The following is a 12,396-nucleotide window of genomic DNA, read 5'->3' on the forward strand; positions in this document are numbered from 1 at the left end:
GGGGCCCCGCCCCTCCGGCGCGCCACGAGCCGGCGTGACGGGGGCCGAGACGGATCCCGCACCCCTCACGCGCGGGAGAGCCCACGCCCCGACCCCGGGTTTCCTACGCCACCGGGTCGGGCGGGGCTCTCCGCGCGGTGACCTCGCAAGCCCTCGAAGACCCTGAAAGGAACACCGGTCATGCAGGATAAGCGCAACGGCGTCCCCGCCGTGCAGCGAGCCAGGACCGCCCTGCGGCGCCTCGCCCGGTGGGGGCCCGGCGCCGCCACGTCGCCGCCGACCACCTACTGCGAGGCGTCTGTTCCGGCATCGGAACCGCCGCGGTGGGACTGGCCGCGGTCTGGTTCCAGTCTCGCCACTGACAGCACCCGGGTCAGGGGCCGCGACTCGTCGACGGCCCCTGACCCCGTCCGCCGGGGTTGCGGAGCTTGCCCCCCCTGAGAGGGCTTCTCGAAACCGAGTGTGGGGGCTGGGTTTGTGCTGGTGAGGCATGGTGTCGGGGCGGGGGAGGTAGGTCCGGTGCGTCGGTGCTGGGGCGGCTGGAGGAGCGGGAGCGGGCGGCCCGGGATCGGGTGAGCCAGGCGAACGTCCGCTCGACGAGCCACCGTTTGGGCAGCACGACGAAGCCTGCCTGGCTGTCGCTGCGGCGGATGACGGTCAGCATCAGGTTCAGGGCGGTCGCGCACCAGCTCACCAGCATGCCGGTGTATCCGCTGTCCGCCCATACCCGCCCAAGGCGGTGATGCCGCCGTGCGGCCTGGGTCAGGAGGTCCTGGGCGGGGTCTGTCAAACGTTCGGCTCTGTCTCACTTCCGGTGGTGACGGAACGCAAGAGTTGAGCGGCGCTGCTTGCAGAGAGTGCGGCCGACGCTCTGACCTCGACAGTTCGAACGGATGGCAGCGCACCGAGACCACTGGGCCTGTCGCGCCATACTCTCGCGGACAGGTGCCGGGCCGGTCAGCCGGTACCGAAGAACGACCGCCACGGTCCGCTGACCTTCGGATTCTGGTCTACGACCTGCCCAACATTACTGTCACTTTCCGTCACCACCGGAAGTGAGACAGAGCCGAACGTTTTACAGTCCCGCACGGAGCCTTGGAAAGCGCATCAGGTAAACGACGTGTACGGCATCCGGGTCGAGGGCTTCGGCGCACTTGAGGCAAGGAGCAACACGACTTTTAAGTTCGGAGATCGAAATCCTGCGCTCAGCTCCACAATTGACGCACCGGGCAGCGACTCGCTCACCGAGCCGAGCATATCCCTCATGGTCACGCACGAGCCCGTACGCCTTGAAGAACTCATCCTGCCATGGGGCCAGGGGTAGCGCGAAGCAGTACACGCACCGACTACGTCCGGAGTCTCTACGACTACCAAGACTCATCGACGCGCTCCACTTGGCGGTGGTCCCGCACACAATGCACTCCACCGCAACAAGCGACCACACGTGCTCCATCTGACGGGCGAGCCCAGCGGCATCCAGCACCTCACCAGCCGGGCCACGAGCGAGAAAATCGTTCCCCAGGACAACCTGCGCCGCCTGTTCCACTGTGATGTCCCACTTCGAAGGCTCACTCAAGAGACCGTGTTCGTACATCTGGCGGCACGAGCACCAATCGCAGTAGTGGCTTCCCTTGCTGCGGATCTCGGCATAGGCGATCCGATCAGGCTGACCACATTCGATGCACACGCACTGGCGGGAATGCCCCGGGGAGATGTACGGCTCACTAGGATTCCAGCCAAGCTGCCGATATCGATCGTCGATACAGTCGACACATCTTCCAGGCTTCCCCTTCCGGTTGGCGCTGTCCCGAGCCTTGCATTCAAGGCACTTACGTTCTGTCGCCATGCAACCCTTCCCCTGCAGAACGAAAGCTCGGATCGGAACCGTATCCGCAGCCACTGAACGCTTCTCATCCTGAGCGCCAGGCGATCTCGATGGCGTGAACGGCGGCGACCGTGCGACCGATGCGGTTGGTGCTGCACCGGGCCTTGCGGAGGATCTGCCATTGCTTGAGGCGGGCGAAGGCGCGTTCGCCCGGAGCGCGCAGCCGGGTGTGGTCCCGGTTGTACTGCTGGTAGTGCTCGGGCAGGTCGTGGTGGCGGTAGTAGGGGGTGCGGACGGTGGCGCCGGCGCCCTGGTAGGCGCGGTCGGCCAGGACGAGGAGCTGACGGGACAGGCAGGCTTGGATCACACCGTGTGCGCGGGCCGCGGTCAGGTCGTGTGTGCGTCCCGGTGTCGCGCGGGAGAACCAGAGTGGGGTGCCGTCCGGGTGGGCGATGACCTGCACGTTCATGCCGTGGCGGCGGTGCTTCTGCGAGTAGTACGGCTCGTCCGCCGCGATGCGGTCGGTAGTGATCAGCGTGCCGTCGAGGATGACGAACCCCTCCGGCGGCAGCTCGCGCAGGGCCTCGTGCAGACTCGGGGCACGCTCGGCGAGGAGGTCGACCGTTTCGCTCACGTACCGGCCGGCGGTGGCGGTGGAGACGCCGAACCCCGCTGCGGCCTGGGCCAGGGTCTCGTTCTTGCGCAGGTGTACCAGGACCAGCAGGGCCTGCCGGAAGCAGCCCAGCTTCCGCCAGCGGGAGTTCAGCTCACACCTTCGGGCGTAGATGAGCCAGGAAACGTGCTCCACGACCTCGTGCGGGACGTCGAGCATGGCACGATACGGGACCAACAGGGCTCCTGTGTCGGGACGTTGGCGAGTGAGATCACCAGCCGCAACGACCAGGAGCCCTGCCGCGTTACGGCCCCCGACCACCAGCCGTCATCACCCACGAGCCACAGGATGAGAAGCGTTCACTGACACCTCCCACGCCGACATCGAGGGCTGCGTCCGAACGAACAAAGCGACGGGCCTGCACACCCCTCTAAGAGCGTGTCCTACGTGGTGAGGCGGATCAGTCGCTTGTAGCAGCAGAGGGCGGCGGCCAGGCCGAGGAAGGCCAGGTAGTTGCGGGAATGGCGCTCGTAGCGGGGGGACAGGCGGCGGTAGCCGGCCAGCCAGGCCATCGTGCGCTCGATGACCCAGCGGTGACGCCCTAACCGTTCGCTGGACTCGACGCCCTTGCGGGCGATCCGTGCCGCGATGCGTTTGCCACGGAGTCATCTGCGCAGGTCAGGGTTGTCGTAGGCCTTGTCGGCGTGGAGCTTGCCGAATCGGTAGTCGCGGCCTCGGCCGGGGTCGTGTCTCGTTTGGAGACCGGCCAGCATCGGCTTCAGGCCCTGGCTGTCGTGGGTGTTGCCAGGTGAGATGCCGACCACGAGGGGCAGTCCGGACCGATCGGACAGGATGTGCATCTTGGTACCCGGCTTTGCCCGGTCCACGGGGCTCGGACCTGTGTGTTCGCCCCCTTTTTGGCCCGCACGTGGGCCGAGTCGAGAACGATGCGGGAGAGGTCCAGCAGACCGTGGTCGGCGAGTTTGTCGAGCACCGCCTGGTGCAGGCGGCCCCACACGCCGGCTCTGGACCAGATCAGGAAGCGGCGATGGGCGGTGGACTTGGAGATCCCGAAGCACGGCGGCAGCGCCCGCCAGGCGCAGCCGCTGACCAGCACGTAGACGATCGCGGCGAACACCGCCTCATCAGGGGTGTTCTGCGTCCCACCGCCCTGCGGCCGCACCTTCGCCGGCGGCAGCAGCGGCTGCGCGAGCTCCCACAGCCCGTCCGGAACGATCCATCCCCACCGAGCACTCCCCATGCCCGGACAACGAGCCGACCACCACATAGGACACGCTCTTACAGGTCATCTCATTTGGCGTTCGGAACGCTCAAAACGAGCAGGGCAAGCTGGTGCAGCCGTTGGTAGTACTGGCGGCCTGATGGGTCGCTGATCTGCGGAATGACTCGAGCCAGGTCCTCAAAGCGGGCCTGCAGGATGCGTCTGCGCTTCGGATCGAGGGCGCCGCCGTTGTTGAGCCACGTGCAGACGCAGCCTGCGGTATCCGCGTCGAGCATCACCATGTCGATGCCTTCGAACTCAACACCTCGCAGGTCGGCGGGGAAGTCGGCGTCGAGGTGCTCCCGCCACAGTCGGGCCGCGTCCCGCATCTGCTCGGATCTGGTCACCGGGCCATCATCCTGCACACGGCCGTGTCCTCGGTGCAGGTCAGGTGTTCATGCGGCGGTAGCAGATGAGGGTGCAGGCGATGCTGGTGAAGGCGAGGAAGCGCTCGGCCTTGCGCTCGTAGCGGCGGTGAAGGCGCCGGCAGCCGGTGAGCCAGGCCATGGTGCGTTCGATGGTCCAGCGGTGTCGGCCCAGCCGGGCGGAGGAGTCGGCGCCCTTGCGGGCGATGCGGTGCCCGATGCCCCGCTGGGACAGCCATCGCCGCAGGTGGGCGTAGTCGTAGCCCTTGTCCGCGTGGAGCTTGCCGGGCCTGCGACGGCGCGGCCCGCGGCGGCAGCGGATCGGCGGTATGCCCTGCACCAGCGGGATCAGGGCCTGGCTGTCGTGGAGGTTGGCTCCGGAGATGCCCACGGACAGGGGCAGACCGGTCCGCTCGGTGATCAGGTGGATCTTCGACCCGTACTTGCCCCGGTCGACAGGATTCGGACCGGTCAGGTCCCCCTTTTCATCGCCCGCATGTTCACCGAGTCGATCGCGCAGCGGGTCCAGTCCAGTTCACCGCGGCAGCCGAGTTCGTCCAGGACCAGGCGGTGCAGCTTGGCCCACACCCGGGCCCGGGTCCACTCGGCGAACCGCCGGTGCGCGGTGGCCCCGGACGGTCCGAACGACGCAGACGGCAGCTGCTGCCAGGTACATCCCGAGGTGGCCACGAAGATGATCGCGGCCAGCACCTCCCGGTCGCCGTGTCGGCGGCGGCCGCCGCCCTGCGGCCGGGTCGGGGTGGGCGGTACCACCCGTTGGAACAGCTCCCACAGCTCATCCGGCACCAGTCGTTCCACGATCGTCACGTCCGCAGAGTACCGACTACACCAAATGAGATGACCTGTAAGAGCGTGTCCTATGTGGTGGTCGGCTCGTTGTCCGGGCATGGGGAGTGCTCGGTGGGGATGGATCGTTCCGGACGGGCTGTGGGAGCTCGCGCAGCCGCTGCTGCCGCCGGCGAAGGTGCGGCCGCAGGGCGGTGGGACGCAGAACACCCCTGATGAGGCGGTGTTCGCCGCGATCGTCTACGTGCTGGTCAGCGGCTGCGCCTGGCGGGCGCTGCCGCCGTGCTTCGGGATCTCCAAGTCCACCGCCCATCGCCGCTTCCTGATCTGGTCCAGAGCCGGCGTGTGGGGCCGCCTGCACCAGGCGGTGCTCGACAAACTCGCCGACCACGGTCTGCTGGACCTCTCCCGCATCGTTCTCGACTCGGCCCACGTGCGGGCCAAAAAGGGGGCGAACACACAGGTCCGAGCCCCGTGGACCGGGCAAAGCCGGGTACCAAGATGCACATCCTGTCCGATCGGTCCGGACTGCCCCTCGTGGTCGGCATCTCACCTGGCAACACCCACGACAGCCAGGGCCTGAAGCCGATGCTGGCCGGTCTCCAAACGAGACACGACCCCGGCCGAGGCCGCGACTACCGATTCGGCAAGCTCCACGCCGACAAGGCCTACGACAACCCTGACCTGCGCAGATGACTCCGTGGCAAACGCATCGCGGCACGGATCGCCCGCAAGGGCGTCGAGTCCAGCGAACGGTTAGGGCGTCACCGCTGGGTCATCGAGCGCACGATGGCCTGGCTGGCCGGCTACCGCCGCCTGTCCCCCCGCTACGAGCGCCATTCCCGCAACTACCTGGCCTTCCTCGGCCTGGCCGCCGCCCTCTGCTGCTACAAGCGACTGATCCGCCTCACCACGTAGGACACGCTCTAAGCCATGGGAGATCAACTGCGATTGGATGCTCAGCGCGAACATGGCCGCCGACCTGGACGCCTAGGTGAGACCGCTGCCCTGCACAACATCGATGACATTGCCGCCGCCAAGCTCGTAGCCATGCGATTTCGCCTCTACCGTTGCCAGCCTGTCTGACGAAACATGCCCGCCGCCGCTGGCTGCGGATCAAGGCGAACGGGCCCTGAGCAGGCACGTTCGCGACCTGCTGACAGCAGCTCATCGGCCAGATCTCCTCCGGGAAGTGCTGGAGACGGAGCTGCCGTTGTTGGAGGACCAGTTGCTGGTGGACGCGCTGGTCTACTGCGACATGACGACGACGCCCGACGGGGAGCGGGCCGCCGCCGAGGAGCGGGTGGCCGAGATCCGGGGCCGCTACGGGGACGACAGTGTGGTGGGGCGGTTCATCCGCCGGGCGGCGCCGGAGATCTTCGCCGCGGTGGGGCGGGTGGAGGATGTGCTGGGGGCACCTCCCATGCCCGAAAGGGCCATGGGGGAAGCTCAGTCCAGGTGGGGGTAGGTGCCGGCGAGGTAGTCGCCGATCTGCCGGCGCATGCTGGGGTGGATGTCGTACCGGTCGAGGTCGGCCGGCTGGACGAAATGGACGCCGTCGGCCTCGTTGTTGATCGTGGGTTCGCCGCCGATGGGGCGGCCGATGTAGGTGGTCTCGTACTGCTGGCGGATCTCGCCGTCGGTGTAGGCGACGATGTGGTGGGGGTTGGTGTAGACGCCGAGGAAGCCGGTGATCTCGGCGACGATGCCGGTCTCCTCCAGGCATTCGCGCACCGCGCACTGCGCGGCCGTCTCGCCGATGTCCTGGGCGCCGCCGGGCAGGGCCCACTGGCCGGTGTCGCGGCGGCGCTGGAGGAGGATGGCGCCGTCCGCATCGACGACGAGCAGGTTGCTGGCGGGGATGAGGGTGTTCGCCTTGGGGGCGTCGGGGTCGTGGTAGTACTCAGTCCTGCCCATGGGCGGCCATCCCCTCCTGGTCGGGCGTCCAGGGCCGGGCACCGGCCCAGACGGCGTCGAAGCTCTGAGCGTAGTCACGACACGGGAATCCTCTCCATGGTTCAGGTGGCTCGGTCACAGCTCACGTAGGCCGGTCAGGACTCGCCCGATGAGCATTGGTGCGGCTTGCCGACTCCCGATGCCTGGCTCACCGAGGGCGGTGCTGGGATGGGCGGGAACCTCTGCCCAGACGACCTTTCCAGGGTGCGGCTGTGTGGGGAAGTAGCCCCAGCAGTTGGCCATGGCTTGGGTCAGGAGGAGTCCGCGGCCTCCAGTGGCGCTGGCGTCTCCTGTGCGGGGTACCGGCGGCCGGGGGTCGGAGTCACCGACTGAGATCACGACGACACACCCGTTGGTGGGCCAGAGCCTGAGGACGATTGTGCTGGAGCCGGAGGGTTCCGTGTCGCCGGTATCAGAGGACTCGGTCGGTCGCGCGTGCTCGATCGCGTTGGTGGCCAGCTCCGAGACGAGGAGCCGGGCGACCTCGATGCCCTCGGTGGGAAAGTGCCAGCGCTGGAGGATGTCGACGGTGTGGCGGCGGGCCCAGGCGACGGCGTTGGGAGTGGCGGCGAGGATCAGTTCGCTGATGGACGGTGGGACCTGGTTCATGCGGGTGGCTCCCTCGGCGGCGTGGCCGGGCGGGTGCGGGGCGCCGTGGCGTCGGCGGAGGCCCGCGAGTCCAGGGTGACCAGGGACGGGCCGCCCCGGACTCGCGGGCTGCTTGAAAGGTGGCTACTTCGTGGCGACGACGTAGACGCTGCCCCAGCGGCGCTTCGGGTTGGCCATGGCGGGGTCGAACGTCCAGGGTTCGACGGTGGTGAAGCCGGCCTCGGTGAAGAGCTGGACGAGCTTCTCGTGGTCGTAGGCCCACAGGTGCGGGGTGTAGGTGGGATCGTCGTCCTGGTCGCGGAAGACGAGGTTGACGAGGTCGAGCCGCGTGTTGATGTCGCCCCGGCAGTCGCGCTTGGCGTACCAGCGTGCGATCGTCTCCTCGGAGGGGGTCAGGGGACCCGGGTACTGGTTCAGGGCGAAGGCGGCGTCGGGCACCCCGGTGATGATCCGGCCGCCCGGCACGAGGATCCGGTACGCCTCGCGGACGTAGTGCTTGGCCGAACGCGGGTAGTCGATGTGCTCCAGGAAGTGCTCGGAGAAGATCTCTTCGGTGGTGTCGTCCTGGAGGGGGATGCCCTCGCGGATGTCCCAGAGGAGGTCGGCCGGCGGGATTAGGTCGATGTTGAAGAAGCCGTCGATGCGGTGGGCTCCGCCGCCGATCTGGACCTTGGTGGGCTTGTCGTCGATGCGGCCGTTGGGCCAGGCGCGCCGGCTGGCGTGGTGGTAGCGGTGGAGTTCGATCTCCCTGGCCGCGGCCCGGAGGGTGCGGGCGAGGCCGTGGGTGGTGGCGGGGTCGGCGAGGACGGCGTCGATCTGCTCGCCGAGGAGGTCGATGGAGGGCATGCCGGAGGGATTCATCACGGATCTCCTGCGTGTGAGGTGGCTCGGGGTGAGGTGGGCCGCGGATTGCGGCGGTGGTGATCAGGCGACGCTGGGCGCGGGGGCGGTCCACTGGTTGTTGCGCATGAGGGTGTACTTGATGTCCACCAGTCGCGGGGCGATGCTCAGCGAGAGCTCTTCGGCCGGGTGGAGGTGGCCGGCATCGTCCTGCTCGGCGCGCCAGACGCGGTAGTCGAGGTTGGGGTAGGCCGGGTTGATGCCGACCTCGCCCTTGGGCATCGTGCCGTTGAACGGGGCGACGATGTCCATGTGGTTCCAGTAGTTCCAGGCTTGCAGCGCCTTGTGCTGGTCGAAGTAGAAGTAGAAATCGGGGTAGCGGCCGAAGGTGCGCAGCTCCCGGTGGATGAGGTGACCGAGGAGCGGTCCGAGCTGGGTGGCCAGGGAGTCGAACTCCCAGCGCGTGTGGTGCCAGGCTTCGGGGGCCTCACCGGGCGCGAGGAGGCGGGCGGCGACGAGGTAGCTGATCCGCTCGACCAGGTACGCGCTCGCGTGGCCGGTGTCGATGGTCGGATCGACCTGGTGGATGAGCGTGGCCAGCTGCTTCGGACGGGGACGGAACCTCGCGAGGTCGAACTTGCCGGCCATCGCGGGGAAGGAGGCGAACAGCATCTCCTTGTACAGCCAGTTGTTCAGCTCGCCGAGTTCGGCCAGGCGCCGGGTGTGGTGGGAGGTCGAGTGGAGCATCAGGTACTCGGCGACCGCTTCGAAGTACAGGTAGCCGAGGATCGGCAGGCGGGGGATCGTCTCGTCGAGCAGCTTCAGGAACGGCTCGGCGTCGACGCGGGTGCCCTGGTAGGCGACGGCGGCAGCGGTGGCGAGGAACGCGGCCGAGTTCTTGACGCGGCCGGCGACGGTCTCGCGCAGTTGGTGCCGTTCGTTCTTGCTCAGCAGGTATTCGAGGTGGCTGTAGATCCGCAGGTGGATGAGGCCCAGCCGCAGGTAGTCCACTCCGGCGAGACCGCGGTACGCCTGTGGCGGGGTGTCGATCTCGAAGATCAGCGGGGTGGGGACGCGGTCGGTGACGCCGAGTTTGGCCAGGAAGGCCGGTGCTTCCTTGGTCAGGACGTAGGCGCCCAGGTTGTGCATGCGGAAGCCCTGGTCGGTCGCGGTGAGCGGCGCGCAGTAGATGCTTCCGACGAGGCAGCCGCCCGACGGGTAGAGGACTCCCTGCCGGCTGATCTCCTCCAGGGCGTGGGTGACGTGCAGCAGGTGCAGCTTGCCGCTGCCGCTCAGGGCCTCGAAGAGGGCGTTCTGCCGCAGCAGGTGGCCGTTCGAGGTCTCCTCCGCGAGCCGTCTGTCCCAGTCCGCGGCCTGGGTGGCGAGCGGGTCGGTGTGGTCGGCGGGGCGGGGGATGAGGGTGGAGTCGAAGAACGCGTGGGCGTCGGCCCACAGGTGGTAGGCGTCGAGGAAGTCCATGGTCAGACCAGGCCCTTCTCGGCGAGCGCGTAGCGCACGGCCGCGGCGCCGCGGGCCCCGGCGAGGTAGGCCCGCTCCGAGACCAGGACCAGGTCGAAGGCGAGGCCGCGCAGCTGGTCGAAGGCGGGCTCGCGGACGTACGCGGCGTTCGGCCACCACTTCAGTTTCGGCAGGCGGTAGCGGTCCAGGGCGTCGGCGGCCTTGACCACGTCGGTGATGCGCTCGACCCGGGCGTGATCGGCGCGATCGTCGGCGGTGAACGCCTCGTACGGGACGTCGTGCAGGCGGACGGCGGTGGCTGCCTGCACGATCCGCCGTGGTGTGGCGGTGAGGCCGAAGTGGTCCCAGACGGTGTCGGCGTTCGCGGCGAGCCAGACGGCGGCTCGGGCGCCATGCCCTCGGTCGTTCTTGTCGTGGCGCCGCTGGCAGTCGTGTAAGGCGGCGGCGACGACGGCTGTGGCGGTGTCGGCGTCGTCCAGCCCGTTCGCCTCGGCGAGGACGGCGGCGAGCGCCGCCGTCCTCATGGCGTGCCGAACGCCGTGGAGCGACGTGTACAGGCGGGGGTCGGCCCACCAACGGGTGGGCAGCCCGCCGCGCGTGAGCAGCTCCTTCGACTGCGGACGCAAGGCCGGCTGTGGCGTCGGCGGGAGGTCGGGCCTGTGGGAACTGATCCACTCGACGGTGGCGTGGTCCATGTGCTGGTGGAGCGGGAGCTGCCCTCGGGCAGCCAGGTCGATCAGACTTGCGGTCAACGGGGTCGTGCTCATTCGTGCCCACCCCCTTGGTGGTCTCCGCGGTGATGTTCCCTACCGGATCGGCGTGGCCTGCTGCTCGCGCTCCTTGCGCTCCTTCTCGGCGGCCTCGAAGGCGGCGGTGAAGTCGGCCAGCTCCTGCTCCGTCATCAGGGTCAGCCCGAGCTCCGTGGCGACGTCCGTGATCTTGGCCTCCGCCTCGGCGCGGGCGGCGTCCGGGGCGCCGTCCTCCAGGAGGACCTCGAACTCGGCGTGGTAGCCCCACGCCTCACTCCACTTGACCGCGATCTCGACACCGTCGAAGCGGAAGTTGTGACGGAAGTTGAACGCCTCGTGCATCGCCGTCTCGAAGCCGAGGGCGTTGAACACCTTCACCGCGGCCGGGACGTCGGCGGGTGCGATGGGGAACTCGGTCTCCGCGAAGGCCGCGCCCTGCCCGATCTTGCTTCCCTTGAGGGTGATCTTGGCCGTGCCGGCGGTGGTGTTGTCGGTGACCTTCAGAAGCTGGTCGGGGAGCACGTAGAAGTAGATGTGCTTGTCGTCGGGGCCCAGGTCCTCCCCGTCCGCCTTCAGGCGGGTGACGAGCCGGTCGTGGACCTCCTTGGTGAAGCGGGCGCGCATCTCGATCTCGACGGCCACGGGGCTGCTGCCTCCTCGTTTCAGGCATGGCGAAGCCATCTGGACCCTGCCGTGCGGGGGCCTGTCCGGTCGGGCGATCGCTATGGGACTGGTGGTGGTCGAACGCGGGGTGATGCGGCCGATGCGGGCGCCGGCCGCATCACCCAGGTGGTTCTGTGGGTATCAGCCGAGGGCGCCGAAGCGCTCCTGGACGACACCCGGATGCAGATAGGTCGGCAACTGGACGCCGCCCACCGACGTGCGGCCGGTGGCGACCTGCTCCTCCGTCTCGCTGGGGAATCCCTCCAGCAGACGCAGGCACTGCTGGGCCCACTCACGCGACGCGGGCCAGTCGCCCAGGTCGCGGTGGCGCACTGCCAGGGCGTACGCGGTCTCGGTGGCCGCCCACCGGTCGGTCGCCAGCTCACGCTGGAAGATCGACTCCAGTTCGTCGGTGGAGGCCAGGCGGGTCGGGTTGGTCATGGTGCCCTCTCGGATCAGACGGTCGTGCCCCAGTGGTGATCAACGCCCCGGCGCCCCCGCGGTGACGCCGCGACCCGCTGCTAATACGTGTAGATCTCGGCCAGCGTCTTGTAGTCCTGCAGCTCGCCCTTGTCGAACCACAGCTCCACCTCCTGCTTGGCCTCCTCAGCGTTGCCGGAGGCGTGCACGAGGTTCGCCACCGCCTTGCCCGAGGCAGTGCTGGCCGCCGCGCTGTAGTGCGAGAAGTCGCCCCTCACCGTGCCAGCCGGAGCCTGGTTCGGGTACGTGCTGCCGACGATCTTGCGGACGGTGGCGATGGCATCGAAGCCCTCCAGCACCAGGGCGATGACCGGCCCCTGCTGCATGAACGTCGCCGTGACGTTGTAGACCTCCGAACCCAGCCGTTCCTCCAGGTCGAAGTAGTGCCGACGGGTGAACTCCTCGTCCATCCACTTCATCTTGGTGCCGACGATCTTCAGCGCGGCGTCCTCGAACCGCGTGATGATCCTCCCTGCCAGGCCACGCGCCAGCGCATCGGGCTTGAGCAGGACGAGCGTGCGCTCGACAGTGTGTGCCTGAACCTCGGCCATTGGCTCCCTTTCGCCTTGCTGCCAACCGAACATGACGATCAGTCAACCGTCACCCGCTGAGGTTACCGGCGCCGACAGGGCGGTTCGGATGTGCGGACAAGGCCCCGGACGGGTGAACGGCCCAAGTGATGCCGCCTACCCACCAGTCTCAGAGACCCGATTCAGCCAACTTCCCTG

General features: G+C 68.3%; 12 protein-coding genes and 4 pseudogenes. 2 read left to right on the forward strand and 14 right to left on the reverse strand.

Annotated features, from left to right (window positions below; translation table 11 throughout):
* Positions 1 to 373 precede the first annotated feature (373 nt).
* From ACGRHY_RS11610 to ACGRHY_RS11630, 5 genes and pseudogenes are all read right to left on the reverse strand, one after another.
* Positions 374 to 790: a transposase gene (locus ACGRHY_RS11610; RefSeq protein WP_394635281.1), complete on the reverse strand. Its 417-nt coding sequence runs from the start codon at positions 788 to 790 to the stop codon at positions 374 to 376.
* 1,120 nt (positions 791 to 1,910) lie between these two features.
* Positions 1,911 to 2,657 carry a transposase family protein gene (locus ACGRHY_RS11615; RefSeq protein WP_394638014.1) on the reverse strand — a complete coding sequence of 249 codons (747 nt, stop codon included), beginning with the start codon at positions 2,655 to 2,657 and terminating at the stop codon, positions 1,911 to 1,913.
* Positions 2,658 to 2,881: 224 nt separating this feature from the next.
* Positions 2,882 to 3,699: pseudogene (locus ACGRHY_RS11620) on the reverse strand (IS5 family transposase).
* 50 nt (positions 3,700 to 3,749) lie between these two features.
* Positions 3,750 to 4,067 carry a hypothetical protein gene (locus tag ACGRHY_RS11625; protein WP_394635282.1) on the reverse strand — a complete coding sequence of 106 codons (318 nt, stop codon included), beginning with the start codon at positions 4,065 to 4,067 and terminating at the stop codon, positions 3,750 to 3,752.
* A 40-nt stretch (positions 4,068 to 4,107) separates the two neighbouring features.
* Positions 4,108 to 4,907 (reverse strand): IS5 family transposase gene (locus ACGRHY_RS11630; RefSeq protein ID WP_394638015.1). Its coding sequence is split into 2 segments (ribosomal slippage): positions 4,108 to 4,568 and positions 4,568 to 4,907, totalling 801 coding nucleotides; the frame shifts between segments, so codons are not numbered across the junction.
* A gap of 85 nt (positions 4,908 to 4,992) precedes the next feature.
* On the opposite strand from ACGRHY_RS11630, the pseudogene ACGRHY_RS11635 reads away from it, so the two are divergent.
* Together ACGRHY_RS11635 and ACGRHY_RS11640 are read left to right on the forward strand one after the other, a co-directional pair.
* A pseudogene (locus tag ACGRHY_RS11635) lies at positions 4,993 to 5,810 on the forward strand (IS5 family transposase).
* 229 nt (positions 5,811 to 6,039) lie between these two features.
* Positions 6,040 to 6,360 (forward strand): annotated as a pseudogene (locus tag ACGRHY_RS11640) (hypothetical protein); the annotation flags it as partial.
* Here the strand turns inward: ACGRHY_RS11640 and ACGRHY_RS11645 are convergent.
* The 9 genes and pseudogenes from ACGRHY_RS11645 to ACGRHY_RS11685 all read right to left on the reverse strand — a co-directional run bounded on the left by ACGRHY_RS11645 (position 6,342) and on the right by ACGRHY_RS11685 (position 12,219).
* A complete protein-coding gene (locus tag ACGRHY_RS11645; RefSeq protein ID WP_394635283.1) occupies positions 6,342 to 6,809 on the reverse strand; it encodes an NUDIX hydrolase in 468 nt (155 codons plus the stop codon). The pseudogene ACGRHY_RS11640 and the gene ACGRHY_RS11645 sit on opposite strands and share 19 nt — an antisense overlap.
* Positions 6,796 to 6,885: pseudogene (locus ACGRHY_RS11650) on the reverse strand (XRE family transcriptional regulator); the annotation flags it as partial. The pseudogene ACGRHY_RS11650 and the gene ACGRHY_RS11645, both read right to left, overlap by 14 nt.
* Positions 6,886 to 6,923: 38 nt before the next feature.
* On the reverse strand, positions 6,924 to 7,457 hold the full coding sequence (locus ACGRHY_RS11655) for an ATP-binding protein (RefSeq protein WP_394635284.1): 534 nt from the start codon (positions 7,455 to 7,457) through the stop codon (positions 6,924 to 6,926).
* Between the two features lie 123 nt (positions 7,458 to 7,580).
* On the reverse strand, positions 7,581 to 8,318 hold the full coding sequence (locus ACGRHY_RS11660) for a class I SAM-dependent methyltransferase (RefSeq protein ID WP_394635285.1): 738 nt from the start codon (positions 8,316 to 8,318) through the stop codon (positions 7,581 to 7,583).
* 63 nt (positions 8,319 to 8,381) lie between these two features.
* Positions 8,382 to 9,776, reverse strand: coding sequence for a hypothetical protein (locus ACGRHY_RS11665; RefSeq protein WP_394635286.1), 1,395 nt, complete (start codon positions 9,774 to 9,776; stop codon positions 8,382 to 8,384).
* A 2-nt stretch (positions 9,777 to 9,778) separates the two neighbouring features.
* A complete protein-coding gene (locus tag ACGRHY_RS11670; RefSeq protein ID WP_394635287.1) occupies positions 9,779 to 10,543 on the reverse strand; it encodes a hypothetical protein in 765 nt (254 codons plus the stop codon).
* Between the two features lie 39 nt (positions 10,544 to 10,582).
* The gene (locus ACGRHY_RS11675; RefSeq protein ID WP_394635288.1) at positions 10,583 to 11,167 is read right to left on the reverse strand and encodes a CYTH domain-containing protein; all 585 of its coding nucleotides are present in this window, start codon (positions 11,165 to 11,167) and stop codon (positions 10,583 to 10,585) included.
* Positions 11,168 to 11,329: 162 nt separating this feature from the next.
* Entirely contained in the window at positions 11,330 to 11,629 is a 300-nt protein-coding gene (locus ACGRHY_RS11680; protein WP_206351994.1) for a hypothetical protein, read from the reverse strand.
* 80 nt (positions 11,630 to 11,709) lie between these two features.
* A complete protein-coding gene (locus ACGRHY_RS11685) occupies positions 11,710 to 12,219 on the reverse strand; it encodes a nucleoside-diphosphate kinase (RefSeq protein ID WP_394635289.1) in 510 nt (169 codons plus the stop codon).
* Positions 12,220 to 12,396 lie beyond the last annotated feature (177 nt).

The organism is Streptomyces shinuiensis (assembly GCF_043660855.1).
GTDB lineage: Bacteria > Actinomycetota > Actinomycetes > Streptomycetales > Streptomycetaceae > Streptomyces.

Excerpts from the sequence above, each read along its gene's own strand:
- ACGRHY_RS11645 (WP_394635283.1), bottom strand. The coding sequence starts at position 6,809 with ATGGGCAGGACTGAGTACTACCACGACCCCGACGCCCCCAAGGCGAAC.
- ACGRHY_RS11665 (WP_394635286.1), bottom strand. The coding sequence starts at position 9,776 with ATGGACTTCCTCGACGCCTACCACCTGTGGGCCGACGCCCACGCGTTC.
- ACGRHY_RS11670 (WP_394635287.1), bottom strand. The coding sequence starts at position 10,543 with ATGAGCACGACCCCGTTGACCGCAAGTCTGATCGACCTGGCTGCCCGA.
- ACGRHY_RS11615 (WP_394638014.1), bottom strand. The coding sequence starts at position 2,657 with ATGCTCGACGTCCCGCACGAGGTCGTGGAGCACGTTTCCTGGCTCATC.
- ACGRHY_RS11660 (WP_394635285.1), bottom strand. The coding sequence starts at position 8,318 with ATGAATCCCTCCGGCATGCCCTCCATCGACCTCCTCGGCGAGCAGATC.
- ACGRHY_RS11680 (WP_206351994.1), bottom strand. The coding sequence starts at position 11,629 with ATGACCAACCCGACCCGCCTGGCCTCCACCGACGAACTGGAGTCGATC.
- ACGRHY_RS11685 (WP_394635289.1), bottom strand. The coding sequence starts at position 12,219 with ATGGCCGAGGTTCAGGCACACACTGTCGAGCGCACGCTCGTCCTGCTC.
- ACGRHY_RS11655 (WP_394635284.1), bottom strand. The coding sequence starts at position 7,457 with ATGAACCAGGTCCCACCGTCCATCAGCGAACTGATCCTCGCCGCCACT.